The organism is Anoxynatronum sibiricum, from assembly GCF_039414295.1.
GTDB lineage: Bacteria > Bacillota > Clostridia > Peptostreptococcales > Tindalliaceae > Anoxynatronum > Anoxynatronum sibiricum.
This window is the reverse complement of sequence record NZ_JBCITM010000014.1, coordinates 1-21915: the sequence shown is the minus strand read 5'-3', so window position 1 is coordinate 21915 and position 21915 is coordinate 1. Positions and strand designations below refer to the sequence as shown.

Here is a 21915-nt window from a genome sequence, read left to right as displayed (position 1 = left end):
CCTGAACACTTACTGCGATGCACCTGCTGGTGACGCATTATCTGAAATCAACTGGCTGTTATAAATTGGTGTCACCTCTTCCGCTGGAAGCGGACGGCTGAACAGGTAGCCCTGCATAAAGTCGCAGCCGCTTTTTTTCAGCTTTCGGTACTGTTCCGGTTCTTCCACCCCTTCAGCGGTGATCTCCATATTAAGGCTATGTCCCAAGGTAATGATACTGTTCATAACTTCCACCGATTCATCTTTTAGGAAACGATCGCTGAGAGTTTTATCCAGTTTGATTTTTTGTATGGGCAGGTAAGTCAGGTAAATCAGTGAAGAATAGCCGGTTCCAAAATCATCGAGGGCAATGCGAATCCCAATTTCCCGGAGCCGGTTCAAAAATGTCGTCGTATCCGTGCTTTCTTCCAGAAGCACGCTTTCGGTGATCTCAACTTCCAGATATTCGGCAGGGATGTTCTTCTCCAAGAGCTTTTGTTGAAGATATCCATGAAGGCCTTCGTCGCTGAGCTGTTTGCTGGATAGATTAATGGCTACTGGTTTAAGAGGCAGTCCCTGATCACGCCAGGATGCCATCTGACGAATCGCTTCCCCCACCACCCATCGGCCAATGGGAATAATTTGACCCGTTTCTTCTGCCACGGGAATGAATCGGTCTGGCAGAATGGCAATACCCTTTAACCGCAGCAACGCCTCAAATCCCACAATACTGCCAGTAATCGGTTCTACCTGTGGCTGATACACCAATCTGAAACCGTCTTCTGCGAGAGCTTCCGTCAAGCGTCGTTCAGTTTCTACTTTTTCCTTCAGTACTTCAATCATCTCCTGCTGAAAGTACATATAATGATTCTTGCCGGAATGTTTCACCTGGAACATGGCGGTGTCGGCGTTCATGATCAACTGTTCCATGTCACTGCTGTCATCAGGAAACCGGGTGATACCCATGCTGAAATGGATCTGCCGCCGGCTGTTAAACACCTGGAAGGGAGACTCGAAAACGTCTAAAATTTGGCGCACACGCGTTTCAATGACTTTCGGATCAGCTTCCCTGCTTAAGAGAATCAAGAACTCATCGCCTCCAAATCTGGAGACAAAAAAATTGTCATCGGTCAGCCGTTGAAGCCTCAAGGCAATTTCTCTGAGCACATCATCCCCCACAGCGTGTCCCAGGGTATCGTTGATGGCTTTGAAATTATCCAGATCAAGGAGCATAACAGTTCCGGAGTGTCCTGCCGCAATTTCTTCCTGTATTCGATTCATGAAACTGATGCGGTTGGGCAGCCGGGTGAGGGGATCATGGTGGGCTAAAAAATCAATGTGTGCTTCCTGCTCCTTTATGTGGGTGATATCCAGCAATATACCTGCCAGTTTCACCAGCTCGCCATTTTGAAGGTAGACGCCGCGGCCCTGAAAGAGCACCCAGCGCGTTGATTTTCCTGTTTCTTTCAGGGAAATCTGCAGGGAAATTTCATCTGCTGTTCCGCTCTGGTAGCGGGTGAAGGCGTGGCGAATCCGATTGATCTCCCGGCGGGGAAAGAGTTGGTTCAAAATACTTTCCACATTTCCCGATGGATTGATTTCGACGGAGAGAATATGCTTCAGGTCATCTGACAGAAACATCCGATCGGTTTCCAGGTCGATCTCCCACACGCAGCTATTGGTACCGCTGATGGCAATTTCATACTTTTGATTCAGCACCGCCAGCTCTTCCATATGTTCCTGAATCGTCTGGTATTGGGCTGTGAGTTCTTCTTCTGTTGCCAGCATTTCTTCATTGTAGGCTGCCAGTTCTTCATTTTTTTCATGAAGCTCCCGCTCAATGCGGCGGCGTCTCACATTGTCAAAGACAGTCACCATCAGAAGGATTATCAGAAATGCCAGCACTGCCAGTGCATTGTTCACCAGCCCGCGATTTTCGGTGTAAAAAGAAGTGGGTTGGTTCAACAATATGGAACCTTTGGGAATCAGGCTTCTGTCAATGCCATGTTCCCGAAGGAGCTCATCGTCCAAAAAGTACTGGTTGGGGCTTTCCGACACCATGGGAATGGCGGAAATTGGTGTTCCCTGAAGGATTTGCACCACCATATCGGCAGCCACCCGTCCCTGTTCGAAATAAGAGACCATTTTCCCTCCCATGAGCCCCTCACCCACGCCCCCCACCGAAGCCCGGTAAGTGGGTATCTGGGTATGAGCCTTTAAAAAAGCCACAGCCTCATCGATGGTCATGGTGGCACCAGAACTGTCCTGGAACATGCTCATGTAAAGGAGAATGGTATCTTCACCCATGGTTTCCAGCATTTCTCCCAATGCTTCATAGGTATATTCCGAAGCATTCAGGTCTTCGAAGATCAGTATCGGCAGTGCTGATGCCGCCTGGTAAAACTGATCTCTGTCCCCCTGCCCCGTCAGGGTATTGTCGACTATGGCCACCACCCGGGTGGCCTCAGGGTGAAACTGATGGGCCATTTCAATGGTTTCCACCAGTGAAAAAACCTCCACCACACCGGTGATCATAGGATTGTTTGCCGCCTGGGCTGCCCGCTGCAAGTCGTTAATGCCCAAAAAAACAATGGGGATGCCGGAAAACAGTTCCTCCTGATGATCCAGAGCGAACTGCAGCGCGTTATCATCTCCCACCAGTACCGCATCGTAAGGGGGCAGCTGATTCAGTTTGTAGGTGAGCATTTGGCGAAATATTTCAATATTTTCTTCTGTTTCAATGCGGCGGGTGTCCATGTATTCGATTTCAATTTGAATGGGATAGGGTTCAAAGGCTGCCTGTATTCCTTCTATCTGCTCTGGCACAATGACAAAGCTTTCGGTATAGGCACTGATAAAAAGCACTGACTTTGGCTGCTCCAGAGCACTCACCCCGGAACAGGTGGATACAGAAAGTATTAACAGCGCCAGCAGGATCATCATCACATGTTGACGACGATATGTGCAATGAATGGGCTGGATTGGCATCGTGTCTCCTCCTGTCTGAAAAGAAAAAATCGCTGCTACGGTACAGCAGGGTTCCTCAACATGCAGTACAACGATTTCTGCGACAGCAGGCAATGCATGATCATGAAAGATTCAAAACGCCGCATGAACAGCCATTCTTCTGCTTAAGCTAAGGATACCACATTCGTTGCTTTTTAAACAGCCATCCCTTCTGGCATCGTTATTTCACGTACCCTCTTCTCCATTCAGCTGGATGAACTGCGAACCCACTCTCACAGAATGATTTTTTCATCAGCCAACGGGTAAAAAGGAACTCAGGAGGCGATCACCCATGAAAACAAAACTCTTCAGTCCTTTCAAACTGAAAAAAACCACCCTTAAAAACCGGATTGTCATGGCCCCCATGTGCCAGTATTCTGCCGGCGATGACGGCTATGCCAACGACTGGCATTTGGTTCATTACACCACCCGGGCCGTGGGGGGTGCCGGCTTGATTTTACTGGAAGCCACGGCAGTGGAGCCCCGGGGCCGCATTTCTTCTCAGGATCTGGGTATCTGGGAAGACAGCCAGGCGGATGCGTTGCGGCGCATTGTGAATGCCGGACGCCGCCATGGCGCGGTGATGGGCATCCAACTGGGCCACGCCGGGCGAAAATGCGAGGCCGCCGGAGAGGCAGTGATTGCTCCCAGCGCCCTTTCTTTCGATGCTGCTGACCCACGGTTTCAGGTTCCAAAAGCCATGAGTGTGCCGGACATCGCCCAGGTAACGGCATCTTTTCAGCAGGCCGCCCGCCGCGCAGTGACAGCCGGCTTTCAGGTGCTGGAGATTCACGCCGCTCACGGCTATCTCATCAATCAGTTTCTCTCTCCCCTCGCCAACCACCGCACCGATGACTACGGGGGCTCCCCTGAGAACCGGGTGCGATTTTTAAGAGAGGTGCTGGCGGCTGTGAAGGAAGTCATTCCCGAAGAACTGCCGTTGATCGTGAGAGTATCTGCTGAAGACTATGTACCGGAGGGCAATCGCCCTGAAGATCTGGCAGCCCTGCTGAATCTGGCCAAAGACACTGGCATCGATCTGGTGAATGTCAGCTCCGGCGCGGTGGTGAATGCCCATATCAACACCTACCCCGGCTATCAGGTACGCTTTGCCGAAACCATCCGGCAACTCACCGGATTACCGGTGATGGCCGGCGGGCTCATCACCAGCCCCTTGATGGCAGAGGAAGTTCTCCAAAATGAACGGGCTGATTTGATCTTTTTAGGCCGGGAGTTGCTGCGCAACCCTTACTGGCCCCTGCAGGCTGCCCGGGAGCTTCGCGAAGAACTGGAGTGGCCCCTTCAGTACCAGCGCAGCCAACCGAAGTGGTAGTTCAACGTATTCTATGAACAAAGCCTCTTGGGTTGGGTTAAATGTGAAGACAAAAAGACTTACCGCATACGGAGGATGAACATGAAAGCCACAGCTAAAAACAGAACAGGCGACACAGAACATTCTTTATCTGCAGTGAAACAAGAAAGCAAACAGGGATTCTGGGCAGTTATTGTCATTATGTTGGGATTCACTTTCTTTTCACCCTCCATGACGGCAGGGGGGAATCTTGGCATCGGGTTGAACATGCGTGATTTTTTCCTTGCCATGTTACTTGGCAATGCATTCTTGGGGCTTTATACCGGGGTTTTGGCCCATGTGGGTCAATCCACAGGGCTGACGCTGGACCTTTTGGCAAGACACTCCTTCGGAACAAAAGGATCGTATTTGCCCTCGATTCTCATTAGTTTCACACAAATCGGTTGGTTTGGTGTAGGTGTTGCCATGTTCGCATTTCCTGTTTCTGTTTTATTGAACATCAACATGACGGTTTTAATTCTAATTACCGGAGTGTTAATGACTGCAACTGCCTATTATGGCATTAAGGCACTGGCAGTATTGGGTTCCATTGCGGTGCCCTTGATTGCTGTACTGGGTATTTATTCAATGAATGTAGGCATTGCAGAAGTGTCTGGCTTTGGAAATGTATTTGCAGAAAACCCTGGAAATCCATTAACCTTAACCGCCGCATTATCCATCGTCATCGGAAGCTTTATTAGTGGCGGAACTGCAACTCCAAACTTTACGCGATTTTCCAAGACGCCGCATATCGCTGTTTGGGCAACGGTCATTGCTTTCTTTATTGGTAACAGCATCATGTTTGTGTTTGGTGCTGTTGGTGGCGCTGTAACAGGGAACGCAGATATTTTCGATATTCTGATAGCGCAAGGTTTGATGATCCCTGCCATTTTAGTATTGGGGCTCAATATTTGGACAACCAACAACAACGCCCTCTATACTGCAGGTTTGGGGCTGGCCAATATCACAAAGATTCGAAGCAAACCGATGGTATTGATTGGCGGAGCTATCGGGACACTGTCAGCAGTGTGGCTCTACAATAATTTCATAGTTTATCTAAGTACTCTGGGCGGAATGATTCCACCCGTCGGTGTGGTGATCATCCTTCATTACTTCATGAACAAGAAGAACTATGGAAAAGAAGAACCAACCTGCACAGATGTGAACTTCGGTGCCATCATGGCAGTTGTTCTCGGTTCCCTGGTGGGCGTCTTCTTAAACTGGGGTATTTCCCCGCTGAATGCATTAATGGTTTCTGCAGTGGTCTATATCGCCTATGAACTGATTGTCAAAAAAAATCATGGAAAGTAAAGGTAAAGGGGCTGGAGATTATGTTGATTAAAAACATTAGCATCGAAAACGCATCCGAGAAAAAAGATGTCCTCATAAGAGATGGTCAGTTCTATCAAATTGCAGATCATATTGAAGCCGATAACAACGTGGAAATCATTGATGGAGAAGGAAAGTTAATGCTTCCACAGTTTATTGAATCCCACGTTCATCTTGATTCCGCCTTGACTGCAGGAGATCCCCGATGGAATTTGTCAGGCACCCTCTTTGAAGGGATTGCTTGCTGGTCAGAAAGAAAAGAGAAGCTTTCTAAGAAAGATGTGATGGACCGGGCAAGAAATGCCATTCGTAAACAGGCAAAAAATGGAATTGGTCATGTTCGAACTCATGTTGATGTGACAGATCCATCTTTAGTGGCATTGGAAGGATTGCTGGAACTAAAAGAAGAACTGAAGGACAAAGTGAACGTACAGGTTGTGGCTTTTCCCCAAGAAGGGATTTTAAGCTTTCCAAACGGCAAAGAACTGATGGAAGATGCCCTTAAAATGGGGGCTGACGTTGTGGGCGGCATCCCCCACTTCGAATTTACAAGAGAGTACGGGGTGGAAAGTGTCAATTTTCTCATGGCGCTTGCGGAAAAATACGATAAACTGGTGGATGTTCATTGTGATGAGATTGATGACGAACAGTCACGCTTCATTGAAACCCTTGCAACCAGAGCGTATGAATCCGGTCTTAAGGAAAGAGTGACCGCCAGTCATACCACCTCCATGCATTCCTTTAACAATGCCTACACCTCAAAGCTATTCAGAATTCTTCGAATGAGTGAAATAAACTTTGTTGCCAATCCCCTTGTTAACACCCACTTGCAGGGACGTTTTGATACTTATCCCAAAAGAAGAGGTGTCACAAGGGTCAAAGAATTATTAGAAGCAAAAATCAACGTCTCTTTCGGTCATGATGATATTTTTGATCCCTGGTATCCTCTGGGGGACGGAAATATGTTGGATGTGATTCATATGGGGCTTCACGTCTGTCAGATGATGGGTTATGAAGAAATCCTCAACTCTTATATGCTTGTGACCCATAATGCCGCCAGAACCTTACATCTTGGGGAAGCGTATCAGATCAAAGAGGGAAATCCGGCAAGCTTTATTATGATGAATGATGCCAATTTTTACCATGTGCTGAACGAGAAAAAGGAAGTACTGTACAATTTCACAAAGGGAAAGCTGATTGCATCGTCACAGCCGGCTATGAAAAAGGCCCTTTTTTAGCTGCTTTAAGAACTGATCTGACTTCCGGAAAACCCTCAGAAGTTATATGCTGCCGCGCATGTGATGTGAAGATACCATTGTCTTACGCAGGAATCTAAGCAGTACGAAGGAATGGCGATGCCTGTCACACAGGCATCACCATTCCTTTTGTTGATATTGAAGTGGTTAATGTGCATGTGATTGATACTCATGTGGTGATATGCGGCAAGGTGACATGCTGTGATTGGCCGCATTACCCGGCGATGAGCAGCACCCCATAGGTGACGGCGATGGCTCCCACCACCGGTACCACAATACCACCCTTGTACCAGGCCCATACCGCAGCAACACCGATGCCGGCGGCCATGGCCAGGGGGTGGCCGGGTACCGAAGCGAGTACGCCAGGCAGAATAAGCGCTCCCAGCGCTGTGAAGGGAATCAGCTCCAAAAATCGTTTCAGACGGGGAGCCAGCCGGAGATCCTGCATCATGAAGAAGGGGGCCAGCCGGGGCAGGTAGGTGGCCAGCAACATGCCTGCCAGTAAAAGCAACAACCGGTTCGGTTCATTCAGCCACATGGGATTCACCTGCCTTTTCCTGAGAATTTGTTTTTGCCCGATTCTCAGGCCAATAAGTGCCCAGCCAGGAAACCAGCACAATCACCGCCACCAGATTCCAGCCTCCCGGCAGCAGATCTGCTTTTTCCAGCAGGGTATGCAGCAACCCGGCACCCAGGGCCAATACCAGCACCTGACGGGAACGGCGCATTTCCGGCAGGAGAATGGCGACGAACAGCGCATAGAGGGCGATGCCCAGGCTGGCCTGTACCATGGCGGGCAGAATGTCACCCAGCCAGTAGCCCAGAAAGGTGCCGCCGTTCCATGAAAGGTAGGCCATGGCCTCCAGTACCAGCACAAACGAAGGGCTGAGGGATTCCCGCCGGGTCATGGCCACGGAAAAAACCTCGTCGGTAACACCAAAGGCCAGCAGCGGAATCCGGGTTTTGGGCTGGGGCCCCAGCCGTTGGGACAAAGAGGCGCTCATGAGAAAATGCCGAAAGTTCATCAGCAGCGTGGTAAGGATAATCTGGCCCATCCCTGTTCCCAGGGCAATGAGGTTGATGGCCATAAACTGACTGGCCCCGGCAAACACCACAAGGGAAAACAGCTGGGTGTGGAGCAGGGAAATCCCTACGTTCCGGGACAACACGCCAAAAGCAATGGCAACGGGTACATAACCCATGATAATGGGAACGCCGGCCGCCAGGCCGTCTTTCGCCTTTAGAGTACTCTCCGAAGCGGGTTCAGTACCCCCAGATGACTCTCCCTCAGGCGATTCTATCTTATAAGTGCTTTGTTTCTCAGGGTTCATAGAGATCACTGGCCTTTCAGTTGAAGCAGCCGGGCCATGTCTTTAGCAAAATAAGTGAGAATCACATCGGCTCCAGCCCGTTTGATACTGGTGAGAATCTCCACCATGATTTTGTCGTGATCCAGCAGGTCTGCTGCGACGGCAGCTTTCACCATGGCGTACTCACCACTCACATGGTAAGCTCCCAGGGGCAGGGAGAACTTGTTTTTCACTTCCCGAATGATATCCAGATAGGCCAGGGCCGGCTTCACCATCAGCATATCTGCGCCTTCTTCAATGTCAAGAGCTGACTCCCGCAGGGCTTCCAGCCGGTTGGCCGGGTCCATCTGGTAGGTTTTCCGGTCTCCAAACTGGGGGGCTGAGGCCACCGCCTGGCGGAAGGGACCGTAGAAGGCAGAAGCGTATTTCACGCTGTAGCTCATAATACTCACCTGGTGAAACCCATGGGCATCCAGGGTTTCCCGAATGGCGGCCACCCGGCCGTCCATCATGTCGGAGGGGGCCACCACGTGGGCTCCGGCTTTGGCATGGGACAAGGCTGTTTTTGCCAGCACCGACAGGCTCTCGTCGTTGAGAATCTGATCTCCCACCACCATGCCGCAGTGGCCGTGGTCGGTGTACTGGCACAAACAGACATCGGTCATCACCAGCATGTCCGGCACCTGGCTTCGAATGGCCCGTACCGCCTGCTGCACAATGCCTTCATCGGAAAAAGCCTGGGAAGCGGCAGCGTCTTTGATCTCTGGCAAACCAAAAATCAGAACAGCCCGAATGCCCAGGGACTGCAGTTCTTTCACTTCTTCAGCCAGTCGATCCACAGAAAAATGATATTGGCCGGGGAGTTTGGGGATTTCTCTTTTAATATTGGTGCCGTGCACTGCGAAAAGGGGTTGGATCAAATCGGCGGCATCCACACGGGTTTCCTGCACCATGGCCCGAAGGGCCTCATGATCCCGCAGTCGGCGGGGACGTTTTGTCAGATTCACTGGAAAGACTCCTTTCGTCGTTCACTAAAAGAACCATCAGCAGCCTGAATGGCGGCCACCAAGGCATCAATGGTATGGGGCTCTGCCTCCGCTGTCACTTCCAGGCCATGGTGTCGAACAGCATCTGCCGTCACCGGTCCGATGGCAGCAATATGGGTTTCTCTGGGAAAAGGAAGCCCCGCCTGATTCAGCATGGCCATGAAGTGGTTGATGGTGGAGGCACTGGTGAAGGTGATCCAGTGAGGCGGGTGCTTCACCAGCTGTTGCAGTTTTGCCGGATCAGCTTCAGGAATCACCGTCTCATAGACGGGCAAATCGGTCATAATGGCCTCCAGGGCTTCCAGCCCTTTCACCAGCTGTGGACGGCCGATTTCCGCCCGTGGAAGGAGCACCCGCTGTCCCTTCCGGATAATGGGTGTCAACGCTTCCAACACCCCTTCTCCTGTGAAGACTTCCGGCATTCGTGTCACTCGCAGCCCCCGGGATTCAATGGCTGCTGCTGTGGCCTGGCCGATGGCGGTGATTTCTGTCTCTGGCGACAGGCTCCGTACATCCCGCCCGGTTTCCAGCAACAGCTGGAAAAAGGCTTCCACCCCGTTGACACTGGTGAAGATCAGATGGTCATAGACTGTCAGGTCTTCCAGGGCGTTCGACAGTTTTACCGGGTCTTTCGGCGGACGGATGGCGATGGTGGGCAGTTCTTCCACCTGAGCTCCCAGCCACCTGAGTTTGGCTGCCAGGCCGCTGGCCTGCTGCCGAGAGCGGGTTACCAGCACCCGGCGTCCGAAAAGCGGCTTTCGCTCCACCCAGGAAAGGGCGGGTTGCAGGGAGACCACTTCTCCCACCACAATGACACAGGGCGGTTTCAGCCTGGCAATTTCAACCCGTTCCACAATGTTTACCAGATTACCACAGACCGTCTTCTGACTGGGGGTGGTCCCCCGATGAATCAGAGCCACGGGGGTGCGGGGATCTTTGCCATGAGTCATGAGCTGCCGGGTGATCTGGGGCAGCCTGCCCACACCCATGAGAAACACCAATGTGCCGGAAAGCTGTGCCAACAGCTGATAGTTCACTGCTTCCTCTGGCTTTTCCGGGTCTTCGTGACCAGTAATCACGTGAAAAGATGTGCTCATATGGCGATGAGTCACCGGAATTCCCCCGTAGGAGGGTACTGCAATAGCGGAAGAAATGCCGGGAACAACTTCAAAGGGAATGCCCGCTGCTTCCAGGGCCAGGGCTTCTTCGCCACCCCTTCCAAACACAAAAGGATCACCGCCCTTTAAGCGAACCACCAGCTTCCCTTCCCCGGCCTTCTCCACCAGCAGCTGGTTGATGGTTTCCTGGGGAACGGGGTGATGATCGGGCTGTTTGCCCACATCAATGAGCTCCGCTTCCGGCGGAGCTTCTTTCAGCAGGCTTTCCCCAGAGAGGCGGTCATACAGCACCACCTGGGCCTGCTGCAAACAGCGTAATCCTTTCACGGTGATCAGGTCTTCTGCGCCAGGACCTGCCCCCACCAGGAATACCATGGGCCCGGCGATGGGAATCATCCGCGTGTTATCTGTCATCACTGCCACCCGCTTTCATCAGTTCCCAGGCCCCCTGGGCGATGAGCTTTTCTGCCAGTAAACGCCCCAAGACTTCTGCCTGGTCTTTGTCTCCCGTCACTGTCTCCTGTAAACGTCGGCTGCCATCGGCGGCGGCCACCAGTCCGGTGAGGATGAGCTGGTTCTGCTCCAGGCGGCCAAAGGCTCCCACGGGTACGTGACAGTCGCCTTCCAGCCGGTTGAGAAAAGCCCGTTCTCCCTGAACTGCCACCCGGGTATCAGTGTCTTCCAGGGGTTGCAACAGGGCTTTCATGACGGTATCCGCTTCTCTGATTTCACATCCCAGGGCTCCCTGACCCACGGCGGGGACAAAAACCTGGGGGTCCATGAAGCTATGGGGCAGTTCTCCCAGCAATTGTAACCGTTTCAGTCCGGCAGCTGCCAGCAGAATTCCTGTCAGTTGCTGATCCTTCATTTTTTGAAGCCGGGTCTGTACATTGCCCCGCAGGGGAACCACCTGGCAGTCGGGCCGTAATGACCTTATCTGGGCCTGACGCCGCAGGCTGCTGGTGCCAATCACCGCGCCTTCAGGCAGGGTTTCCGGTGTGAAGCCTTCGGCTGTCACCAGCACGTCCCGGGGGTCTTCCCGCCGGGTAACGGCAGCCATGACCAGCCCTTCCGGTGCCACTCCGGGAACATCTTTCATGCTGTGAACTGCCAGGTCGATGGATTTTTCCAGGAGGGCCTGCTGAATTTCCTTCACAAAAAGACCCTTTCCTCCGATTTTGTCCAGGGTTCGGTCCAGAATCAAGTCGCCTTTTGTTTTGATGACTTTGATGGTCACCTGCAGCCCCGCATGGGCGTCTTCCAGTGCTGTTTTCACTGATTCTGCCTGAATCAGAGCCAGCCGGCTCCCCCGGGAGCCGATGATGATGGGTTTCATCACGTCACATCCTGTCTATGGTTGATGGATTGATTTGTTCTTCACAGTTGCTCTATCATCTGCCCGTAGGCTGCCCACAGGTGCTGCCGGGCTTCCTCTGGCGGCAGGGTGAGGGCTTCGTCCAGCGGCCCGTCTTCAATCAGGTGTCGAAAGACTTCCCGGCGGTGGTGGATATCCGGCAGATCCTGAAAAGCCTGCTGCCGCAATTCTCCCATTACCTCAGCCACCCGCCCGTAGGCTGGGCCGTACCGCTGCTGCAGCTCTTTGCGAAGCCGCTTGGTAAGCATGGGGCTTTTCCCCTGACTGCACACCATAAACAGGAGATCCCCCTGTTGATGAACCGCCGGCATGATGAAATCACATAAATCAGGGACATCCACCACATTCAGCAGTACGCCGCAGTGCTCCGCTTCCTGACGGCAGGCTTCATTCACTTCCCGGTTGCCGGTGGCGGCAAAGGCCAGGCGATAGCCTTTCAAGTCTCCCAGGGCATAGGGTTGGCGAATCAGTCGGAGAGAAGCCTTGCCTTCAGGTTGCGCTTCAGCAGCGTGTGCCGCTGCCAACGCTTCCAGTTCCGGCACCATCTGGGGGCTGATCACCGTCACCCGGGCCCCTGCCTGCAGCAGTGACTCGATTTTACGATAGGCCACCCGGCCACCGCCGATCACCAGGCAGGGGTGCCCGGTGAGTTGGAGCAATATAGGAAAGTAATCACGCTGAGGGGTTGTTTTCATGGGAACAATCCTTTCAAAGTCATGCCCGCCCACTTGGTTTGGTGGTGGCCGTGTATTGTGACATCTGGCTTTTCCTTCTCTGGACGAAAAACCATAACTACTTTATAATGAATAGTGGGTGAAACAATACACCCGGAGAATCGTGTCTGTCTTATGATAACATAACCACATGAAAATTTAAATTCCATCTCTTGACAGCAATGCGGCTTTCAACAATGTTCATCTAACCGTATACCCTTATTCAGATGCCATTGGGCATCAGCCATGCTGCAAAACAAGTGAACCAAAGCCTGAAACGACATCCCACAAATCAGAAAGGTGGTCATTTTTTGATCAGTCTCAGCAAGCTTCTCACCGGTTCCTGCCACTACGGCGACCGGCTGCGTTACACCGCCGGTGCCGCCCGGTCTCCCCATGGTGTGCGGGAAGGGTTGGGGCCTGTGGTGGCCTGGAACATGACCCGCACCTGCAACCTCACCTGCCGGCACTGCTACATGAACTCTGATCCAAAAACCTACGAAGGCGAACTGAACACCGGGGAAGCCCTGGCTTTTATCCGATCCCTGGCTGACTTTCAGGTGCCGGTGCTGCTTTTTTCCGGCGGCGAGCCCCTGATTCGCCCGGATTTTTTCACCCTGGCTGAAGAAGCCGCCCGGCTGGAGATTCGCCCCACCCTCTCCACCAACGGCACCCTCATCGACCGGGCCACGGCTCATCGCCTGAAAGACATGGGCGTTGGCTATGTGGGCATCAGCCTGGACGGCCTGGAGCCGGTTCACGATGCTTTTCGCTGTCAGCAGGGGGCCTTCCGCCGCGCCATGGAAGGCATCGAACACTGTGTGGCCGTGGGCCAGCGGGTGGGCCTCCGTTTCACCATTAACCGCCACAATTACGCAGATATCCCCCGTATTCTGGACCTGATGGAGGAAGCCAGCATCGACCGCATCTGCTTTTATCACCTGGTTTATTCCGGCCGGGGAAGTGAAATGGTGAAAGAAGATGTGACCCACGATGAAACCCGGCAACTGATGGACCTGCTCATTGACCGCACCCTTGACTTTCAGGCCCGTGGCCTGGAGAAAGAGCTCTTGACGGTTGACAATCACGCAGACGGAGTCTATCTCTATCTGAAGCTCCGGGAAAAAGACCCGGCAGCAGCGGAAAGCCTGCTGGCCCTGCTGCGCCAAAATGGGGGCAACCGGTCTGGCATGGCCTTTGCCAATGTGGACCACCTGGGAAATGTGCACCCTGACCAGTTCACCCAGCATGTCACCTTTGGCAATGTGCGGGAGAAACCCTTTGGCAGTATCTGGCAGAGCACCGACCACCCCCTGCAGGCCGGTCTGAAAGACCGGAAAACCCTGCTGAAGGGCCGCTGTGCCCAGTGTCAGTGGCAGGACTGCTGCAACGGCAACTTCAGGGCCAGAGCAGAGGCCGTCACCGGCGACTTCTGGGAAGCTGACCCGGCCTGTTATCTGACAGATGCAGAAATCGGAGGTGTTTCCCGATGATTATTTCCTGGAATTCCACCAATCAGTGTAACATGTACTGTGACCACTGCTACCGGGATGCCGGTGCCCAGGCTTCGGATGAATTGACCACTGCCGAAGCCAAAGACCTGCTGGACGAAATTGCCAAAGCCGGCTTTAAAATTATGATTTTCAGCGGCGGCGAACCCCTCATGCGCCCGGATATTGTGGAACTCACCACCTACGCTTCCCAGATAGGCCTGCGGCCGGTGATGGGCAGCAACGGCACGTTGCTCACCCCTTCTCTGGCTCGGGATCTGAAAGCTTCCGGCGTCATGGGTATCGGCATCAGCCTGGACAGCATGGATGTGGCGCACCACGACCAGCTGCGCCAGTATGACGGTGCCTGGCAGGAAGCGGTGCGGGGCATGAACCTTTGCAAAGAGGCGGGCCTGGCCTTTCAGGTACACACCACCGTGATGGACTGGAATCAGCATGAGCTGGAAGCCATCACCGACTTTGCCGTGGTTCAGGGAGCAGTGGCCCACCACCTTTTCTTTCTGGTGCCCACGGGCAGAGGTGCCCATATTGAAGAAACCTCCCTTCAGGCGGCAGAGTATGAGTCTGTCATCACCAGAATCATGGAAAAACAAAAAAGTGTCGCCATTGAGCTGAAGCCCACCTGTGCCCCCCAGTTCATGCGCATTGCCAGTGAAATGGGCCTGAAAATGCGCTATGGCCGGGGCTGTCTGGCCGGCACCAGCTACTGCATCATCAGCCCACGGGGACTGGTACAGCCCTGCGCCTATATGGACATGGTGGTGGGTGATGTGCGCCAAACCCCTTTCAGTGACATCTGGGCCAACAGCCCTGTGTTTCAACAGCTGCGCTCCATGGATTACGCCGGCTACTGCGGCCACTGCCGTTACAAGGTGGCCTGTGGTGGCTGCCGGGCCCGGGCGGCAGTGTATCACGAAGGCGATTACATGGCAGAGGAGCCCTGGTGTCTTTACCGGGGCGGAGAGGCGGTGGATGCTTGATGACAGCCATTCAAGATCCCATTGACCAGCAGCTGCTGAACCTGATACAGCAGGATTTCCCCGTTGATCCCCGGCCCTACAAAATCCTGGGCGACACCCTGGGCATTTCTGAGTCTGATGCTCTCCAACGGGTGAACCTGCTCCGAGAAGCGGGGATCATCCGGCGACTGGGCGGGGTTTTTGATTCCCGCAAACTGGGATATGTGAGCACCCTGTGTGCCGTCTCTGTTCCTGATCATCTCGTTCCCCAGGCAGCCGCCCTGATCAACCCCCTTCCCGGGGTTACCCATCATTACCAGCGGGACCACACCTACAACCTGTGGTTTACCCTGATTGCCCCCTCCGATGAGAAATTGTCAGAGACCCTTGGCCAACTGGAAAAGAACTTGCAGACCCAGGCTGACGGGGGACCGCTCCTGAACCTGCCTGCCTGTCAGACCTTTAAAATCAAAGTGCAGTTTCAGCTTTGAGTCGCTGACGCTTGCCGAAATGCGAATCACTGGTTTTGCGCCGCCGCCAACCTCATCCCTGAAATAAACTTCTTTACAAAAGCACTTTCATCTTTTTTCTTTACTGGAGGATCCCATGATAAAAAGAATAGTTCTCAAAGCTGGCATCGTCCTTGTGGTGCTCCTGTTAACCTTGATAGCTGCTTCAAGCATCGCCCATCTTTTCTTTAAGCAGCATGTGAAGCAGGAAGTGGAGATGCTCTTTCATCAAGTGCAGCATCAGGGTGAGCTTGTGACCCAGGAAGACCTTGAAGGCCTGCCGAAGAATGTGCAGGCATGGCTGGAATACAGTGGGATCATAGGCAGAGAGAAAATTGCCACTGTTCGACTGAAGCAGACAGCCTCCATGAGATTGGGAAAAGATCAGTCATGGATGCCTGTGGAAGCCGAGCAATACTTCACCTCCGAAACACCTGGATTCATTTGGAGAGCACGTGTTCAGGCTGCTCCGTTCATCCATATTGCCGCAAGAGACAAATATGATCACGGTCATGGAAACATGCTGATTAAACCCCTTTCTTTGATCACCCTCTCCGATGCCAAAGGAGCGGAAATTGATCAGGGAACAATGCTGCGATATCTAGCTGAGACCATGTGGTTTCCGTCAGCCGCCCTGGAAGATTACATCGTCTGGGAAACAATTGATGACACTCATGCGAAAGCGACCATGACTTACGAAGATGTACAGGCCTCTGGCATCTTCACTTTCAACAGTGATGGCGCTGCCGTGAAGTTCGAGGCTGAACGTTATGGAGAATTTAACGGTGCCTTTCGTCTGCACACATGGGCGGTTCCCGTCAGTGATTATCGCTCCTTTGATGGCATGATGGTTCCGACTAAGGGAGAAGTCACCTGGAAACTACCTGAAGGAGACTTCAACTGGTTTCGCTTTGAAGTCATTGAGATGGAATATAATCAGCCGGCACCCTATTAATGGATGAACCAGGACACCCCTTTCCACCAGCATCCTCAGAATCACTCAACTTCCGAAAGGAGACCCTTCATGACCCTGACGTCACTGGATAAAGAAATCATCAAAGCCCTGCAGCAGGATTTGCCCCAAACCCTTAACCCCTACGAAACCCTTGCACAACAGCTGCATCTCTCTGAAGAAGCCCTGCTGGAAAAGGTACGCCTCTTTCAGGAAAAAGGCCTTCTCAGACGCCTGGGAGCCGTGGTTCGGCACCATCAGGTGGGCTACACCCATAATGTGATGGTGGTGTGGCAGGTGCCGGAGCACCTGACCACCGCCACAGGTCATCACATGGCTGCCCGCCCTGAGATTTCCCATTGTTACCAGCGCCCCACCCGGCCCAACTGGCCCTTCAACCTGTTTACCATGATTCACGGCACCAGCGAAGCTGCCTGCCTTGATTTCGTTCAGGAGCTGGCGGCTGAAACCGGCATTCAGCACTACCAGCTGCTTACCAGCCTCCGGGAACTGAAAAAAACCAGCATGCGATACTTTTGTGAATCCCCTGCCGCCACCGAGTAACTTTCCCCCTTTCGCGCCTTCGTCTTCGCATTCGTCTTCATCCTCACCGCCCCATTCACTGAGGCGGTTTTTCTTTCTATGAAACAACTATCATCTTTTGGTCTGATGTATTATAATGGCATCGGAAAAGAAACCGTCTTTTGAAATATCGCAGCCACTTGTGATATGATCATACATGGACTTTGATTTTCACAGGAAAGGAACGAACCTATGGTAAAAACCCAGCAAGCCTATAACAACGACAGCATTTCTTCCCTGAAAGGACCCGACAAGGTGCGGTTGCGCCCCGGTGTCATTTTTGGTTCCGACGATATCAGCGGCTGCCAGCATGCCGTTTTTGAAATTCTGGCCAACAGCATTGATGAAGCCCGGGAAGGTTTCGGCAACACCATTGAAGTGGAGCGGTTTGCCGACCACTCCATTCAGGTCACCGACCATGGCCGGGGCATTCCCCTGGAATACAACCCCCGGGAGGAACGCTACAACTGGGAACTGGTTTTCTGCGAACTCTATGCCGGCGGCAAATACCAGAACATGACTGGCCTCACCTACGAATACAGCCTGGGCCTCAATGGCCTGGGTGCCTGTGCCACCCAGTTTGCATCGACTTTCATGGATGTAGAGGTGGTGCGGGACGGCCACCGGTATACCCTCCACTTTGAGAAGGGCCTTAACCCAGAAGGTCTGAAAAGCGAGAAACTCACCGGCTCCTCCATCGAAACCGGCACCCGGATCCACTGGCTGCCGGATCTTGATGTGTTCACCGAAATTGCCATTCCCCGGGAATGGTTTCTGGAAACCCTGAAGCGCCAGGCGGTGGTAAATGCCGGCATCACCTTTCTCTTTCACGACCATCTGACGGATGAAACCGTGACCTTCTGTTATCCCAACGGTATTCTGGATTATATCCGGGAGATCAGCAAAGAGCAGGAACTCACCGAAGTACGCCATCTCACCCGTACCGCCACCGGCCGTGACCGTGAAGACAAACCGGAGTACAAGGTGAAAATGGAAATCGCCTTCTGCTTTAACAATCAGCAGCCCCTCATTGAGTACTACCACAACTCCAGCTTTCTTGAACATGGCGGTGCCCCCGACCGGGCGGTGAAAAATGCCTTCGTGGCGGTCATTGATCAGTTCTTAAAGGATGAGAATCTCTACCGTAAGAACGAGAAAAAAATTCTTTTCACCGATATCGAAGACAGCCTGCTCCTCCTCTCCAATTCCTTCTCCACGGTGACCAGCTATGCCAACCAGACCAAGAAATCCATCAGCAACCTGTTTATCCAGCAGGCCATGACGGCCCTCCTCAAGGAAAAGCTGGAAATCTACTTCATTGAGAACAAACAGGACCGGGAGAAGATTCTGCAGCAGGTGCTCACCAATAAGCGAAGCCGGGAAACCGCGGAACAGACACGGCTGAACATCAAAAAGAAGCTAAACGGCAAAATGGACCTGGGAAACCGGGTGAAAAAGTTTGTGGACTGCCGCAGCAAAGACCCCGATAAGCGGGAGCTGTTCATCGTGGAAGGCGATTCGGCCCTTGGCTCCACCAAAATGGGCCGGGATGCCGATTTTCAGGCCATCATCCCCGTACGCGGTAAAATTCTCAACTGCCTGAAGGCCAGCTATCAGCAGATCTTCGCCAACGATATCATCATTGATTTATTGAAAGTCATCGGCTGTGGCGTTGAAATCAAATCCCGCCATTCTGACCTGGCCACCTTTGATATCACCAAGCTGCGGTGGAATAAGATCATTCTGTGCACCGATGCCGACGTGGACGGTTTTCAGATTCGCACCCTGATTCTCACCATGCTGTATGTGCTCACTCCCCAGCTCATTGAAGAAGGCTATGTGTACATTGCTGAATCTCCCCTTTTTGAAATCACCGATCTGAAAAAGAGCGAAACCCATTTCGCCTACAACGAACGGGAAAAGGAACAGATTCTGAAAAAGATCAAGGGCAACTTCCGCCTGCAGCGTTCCAAAGGACTGGGCGAAAACGAACCCCAGATGATGTGGGAAACCACCATGAATCCTGAAACCCGCCGACTCATTCAGGTCACCCCCTCTGAGGCTGCCGCCACCAAGGAAATGTTTGATGTGCTGCTGGGGAACAACCTGCCGGGCCGCAAGCTTTTCATTACAGAAAAAGGGCCTGACTACCTGGCCCAGGTGGATATTGACTAATTTCATCAGGTGTCCCGCCGGCAGCACCCCATGTTGCAGCGCTTACGATGCTGGTGACGCTGGTGATGCCGGATTCCGCCTAAACAGCTGAAATGCTTTAGATAGCTGGATTACTTTGAGATAAAGGAAGATGTCCCTTGAAAAACCCGAAAGTACAACAACTCAATGTGGTGGACACTCTGGAAACCAATTACATGCCCTATGCCATGAGTGTCATCATCTCCCGGGCCCTCCCGGAAATTGACGGGCTGAAGCCTTCCCACCGAAAAATCCTCTACACCATGTACGGCATGGGCCTTTTAAAGGGAAACCTCACCAAATCGGCCAACATTGTGGGCCAGACCATGAAGATTCACCCTCATGGCGACATGGCCATTTATGAAACCATGGTGCGCATGACCAAAGGAAACCAGAGCCTGCTGATGCCTCTGGTGGAAAGCAAGGGAAACTTTGGCCGGGCCTACTCCCGGGACATGGCCTTCGCCGCTCCCCGTTACACCGAAGCCAAGCTGATGCCGGTGATGACCGAGTTTTTTGCCGCCATCAACAAAGACACGGTACCCTTTGTGCCCAACTACGACAACACCACCAAAGAACCCACCCTGCTCCCCGTCACCTTCCCCAGCATTCTGGCGAACCCCAACCAGGGAATCGCCGTGGGCATGGCCAGCAATATTTGTCCCTTTAACCTGGTGGAACTGTGCGAAGCCACCAACAAACTCATTGACGATGATGTGGAAGGCATGTATGAAGCCCTCCAGGCCCCGGATTTTCCCTCCGGCGGCGAAATTGTGCGAAACAAAGCCGAGCTGCGGCGCATTTACGAGACGGGCCTGGGCAGCTTCACCCTCCGCTCTGTCTATCACTACGATGCAAAAGATAATGTCATCGAAATCACTGAAATTCCCTATACCACCACCATTGAAGCCATCATGGAAAAAATCACTGCCCTCATCAAATCCGGTAGCCTGAAAGAAATCAACGACCTGCGGGATGAAACCGACCTGAAAGGTCTCAAACTCACCCTGGATCTGAAAAAGGGTGTTGACCCGGAACGGGTGATGGTACGGCTTTTCCGCCAGACCCCTCTACAAGACTCTTTCAGCTGCAACTTCAACCTGATCATCGATGGCCGTCCTCAGGTGCTGGGAGTGAAGGGTATTCTGACAGAATGGCTGAAGTTCAGAATGGACACCCTGCAACGGCAGCTGATCTTTGAACGTAGCGAAAAGGAAAAACAGCTCCATGTACTGAAGGGGCTTGAAGTGATTCTGTTGGACATCGACAAGGCCATTGCCATCATTCGAAACACCGATAAAGAAAAACAGGTGGTTCCCAATCTGATGGATGCCTTTGGCATTGATGAAATACAGTCTGAATACGTGGCCGAAATCAAACTGCGCCATCTGAACCGGGAATACCTGCTGAAGCAGACTAAGAATATCCAGGATCTGGAAAAAGCCATCAAAGAACTCACCGCCCTCATCGACAGCCCGGCCAAGCAGAAAAAACGCATCGCCCAAGAGCTGAAGCGCATTGCCGATACCTACGGCCAGCCGCGAAAAACCGCCATTGTCTCCCAGGACAAGCTGCCCGAGCCATCTCCTGTGCTGATGATCAGTGATTACAACCTGAAGGTGTTCCTCACCCGGGACGGTTACCTGAAAAAAATCCCCCTCACCTCCCTGCGTGGCAATTTTGAGCAGAAGCTGAAACCCAAAGACTGCCTAATTCAGGAAATGGACGGAGAAAACCGGGGAGACCTGATCCTTTTCTCCAACCGTCAAAAAGCATACAAGCTGAAGCTTTATGAGCTGGAGGATTCCAAGGCCAGTGATTTGGGGAACTACCTGCCCAATCTGGTGCCCATGGAACCAGAGGAAAAAATCCTCTATATGGTCGCCACCACTGATTACAGCGGTATGATGTTCTTCGCCTTCAGCAGCGGAAAAGCCGCCAAAATTCCTCTTTCCGCCTACGAAACCAAGACTAACCGGAAAGTACTGGCTAATGCCTACGGCGACCCGGCCCTGCGGGACATCCGGTTTTTCCAGGAAGACTGCCGGCTGGTGGCGGTGAGTAATATTAACAAAGTGCTGATTTTTGATACCGCTCAGATCAATCTCAAGACCACCCGCAGCGCCATGGGGATTCAGGTAATCAAGTCCAAGAAAGGCAGCGAGCTGGTGGCTGTGTTGGCTCCTGAAGAAGTCACCTTCGCCAACCCCGATTATTACCGGGCCAACATACCCGCTGTGGGCACCTACCTGAAGAAAGAAGACCGTCTGACGCTTCATGGTGAATGTGATACGGGCGAGAATGTTAATCTCATGGAATTACTGGAGTCCAACACGGAGGAATCCTCTGAGAAGCCCGAATAATATTTCAATACTTTTTTCGCAGTTGCCATCGGGCTTTCGGTCTCATCTGAGCCGAAAGCCTTGCTATCTTATGTGCCGCTTAACACGACGGCTGGCTTTTACTTCTTTTTTTAGAAACCGACCGCCTTCTTATAGTTTGATTAACAGGTACTCACGCCCTCTTTCGTAAACGATGCCGCTTCTTCTTTCCCAGTGGTCTTTTGTCAAGAAAAAGGTTCTTGAAAACCTTCAAGAACCTTGAGGTTGTCGAAAAAGTCATGTTTTAGAGATGAAACATGGCTTTTTTGCGCTTAGAATCAGTTTTGAGGGGTGATATTGCTTTGAGAAAGGGTATTCCTATCCTCTATTATCAAGGATAGTGGC

Annotated in this window: 17 protein-coding genes; 10 read left to right on the top strand and 7 right to left on the bottom strand. The window is 52.5% G+C overall.

Features of this window, described 5'->3' with window-relative positions; genetic code table 11:
• Positions 1-9: 9 nt before the first annotated feature.
• Positions 10-2967 (bottom strand): ABC transporter substrate binding protein, encoded by a 2958-nt coding sequence (locus tag AAIG11_RS12635; protein WP_343186602.1) that lies wholly within the window; start codon positions 2965-2967, stop codon positions 10-12.
• 310 nt (positions 2968-3277) lie between these two features.
• Here AAIG11_RS12635 and namA point away from each other — a divergent pair, with 310 nt between their 5' ends.
• The 3 genes from namA to codA all read left to right on the top strand — a co-directional run bounded on the left by namA (position 3278) and on the right by codA (position 6903).
• Positions 3278-4318 (top strand): NADPH dehydrogenase NamA, encoded by a 1041-nt coding sequence (gene namA, locus AAIG11_RS12630; protein WP_343186601.1) that lies wholly within the window; start codon positions 3278-3280, stop codon positions 4316-4318.
• Between the two features lie 81 nt (positions 4319-4399).
• Positions 4400-5647, top strand: coding sequence for a cytosine permease (gene codB / locus AAIG11_RS12625; protein ID WP_343186600.1), 1248 nt, complete (start codon positions 4400-4402; stop codon positions 5645-5647).
• 20 nt (positions 5648-5667) lie between these two features.
• On the top strand, positions 5668-6903 hold the full coding sequence (gene codA / locus AAIG11_RS12620) for a cytosine deaminase (RefSeq protein WP_343186599.1): 1236 nt from the start codon (positions 5668-5670) through the stop codon (positions 6901-6903).
• A 232-nt stretch (positions 6904-7135) separates the two neighbouring features.
• On the opposite strand, the gene AAIG11_RS12615 is transcribed toward codA, so the two are convergent.
• From AAIG11_RS12615 to AAIG11_RS12590, 6 genes are read right to left on the bottom strand one after another with little or no spacing between them, the layout of a single operon-like run.
• On the bottom strand, positions 7136-7459 hold the full coding sequence (locus AAIG11_RS12615; protein WP_343186598.1) for an AzlD domain-containing protein: 324 nt from the start codon (positions 7457-7459) through the stop codon (positions 7136-7138).
• Complete coding sequence (locus AAIG11_RS12610; protein ID WP_343186597.1) at positions 7446-8252, bottom strand: AzlC family ABC transporter permease; 807 nt, start codon at positions 8250-8252, stop codon at positions 7446-7448. Before AAIG11_RS12610 ends, AAIG11_RS12615 begins: the two co-directional genes overlap by 14 nt.
• Positions 8253-8257: 5 nt before the next feature.
• Positions 8258-9232 carry a porphobilinogen synthase gene (gene hemB, locus AAIG11_RS12605; RefSeq protein ID WP_343186659.1) on the bottom strand — a complete coding sequence of 325 codons (975 nt, stop codon included), beginning with the start codon at positions 9230-9232 and terminating at the stop codon, positions 8258-8260.
• Between the two features lie 2 nt (positions 9233-9234).
• Positions 9235-10809 (bottom strand): uroporphyrinogen-III C-methyltransferase, encoded by a 1575-nt coding sequence (gene cobA / locus AAIG11_RS12600; RefSeq protein ID WP_343186596.1) that lies wholly within the window; start codon positions 10807-10809, stop codon positions 9235-9237.
• Positions 10799-11731 (bottom strand): hydroxymethylbilane synthase, encoded by a 933-nt coding sequence (hemC, locus tag AAIG11_RS12595; RefSeq protein WP_343186595.1) that lies wholly within the window; start codon positions 11729-11731, stop codon positions 10799-10801. The genes cobA and hemC overlap by 11 nt, the downstream gene beginning before the upstream one ends.
• A 41-nt stretch (positions 11732-11772) precedes the next feature.
• A complete protein-coding gene (locus AAIG11_RS12590) occupies positions 11773-12465 on the bottom strand; it encodes a precorrin-2 dehydrogenase/sirohydrochlorin ferrochelatase family protein (protein WP_343186594.1) in 693 nt (230 codons plus the stop codon).
• Positions 12466-12794: 329 nt separating this feature from the next.
• Between AAIG11_RS12590 and nirJ1 the strand changes: the two genes are divergently transcribed.
• From nirJ1 to AAIG11_RS12555, 7 genes are all read left to right on the top strand, one after another.
• Positions 12795-13976 carry a putative heme d1 biosynthesis radical SAM protein NirJ1 gene (gene nirJ1, locus AAIG11_RS12585; protein WP_343186593.1) on the top strand — a complete coding sequence of 394 codons (1182 nt, stop codon included), beginning with the start codon at positions 12795-12797 and terminating at the stop codon, positions 13974-13976.
• Positions 13973-14974, top strand: coding sequence for a putative heme d1 biosynthesis radical SAM protein NirJ2 (nirJ2, locus tag AAIG11_RS12580; RefSeq protein WP_343186592.1), 1002 nt, complete (start codon positions 13973-13975; stop codon positions 14972-14974). The genes nirJ1 and nirJ2 overlap by 4 nt, the downstream gene beginning before the upstream one ends.
• Positions 14974-15444, top strand: coding sequence for a siroheme decarboxylase subunit alpha (gene ahbA, locus AAIG11_RS12575; protein ID WP_343186591.1), 471 nt, complete (start codon positions 14974-14976; stop codon positions 15442-15444). The genes nirJ2 and ahbA overlap by 1 nt, the downstream gene beginning before the upstream one ends.
• Positions 15445-15559: 115 nt before the next feature.
• Positions 15560-16417, top strand: a complete 858-nt coding sequence (locus AAIG11_RS12570) for a DUF6544 family protein (RefSeq protein WP_343186590.1) — start codon at positions 15560-15562, stop codon at positions 16415-16417.
• A gap of 69 nt (positions 16418-16486) precedes the next feature.
• A complete protein-coding gene (gene ahbB, locus AAIG11_RS12565; protein WP_343186589.1) occupies positions 16487-16978 on the top strand; it encodes a siroheme decarboxylase subunit beta in 492 nt (163 codons plus the stop codon).
• A 210-nt stretch (positions 16979-17188) separates the two neighbouring features.
• Entirely contained in the window at positions 17189-19171 is a 1983-nt protein-coding gene (locus tag AAIG11_RS12560; protein WP_283409035.1) for a DNA gyrase/topoisomerase IV subunit B, read from the top strand.
• Between the two features lie 137 nt (positions 19172-19308).
• Complete coding sequence (locus AAIG11_RS12555) at positions 19309-21552, top strand: DNA gyrase subunit A (RefSeq protein ID WP_425499424.1); 2244 nt, start codon at positions 19309-19311, stop codon at positions 21550-21552.
• Positions 21553-21915: the final 363 nt, after the last annotated feature.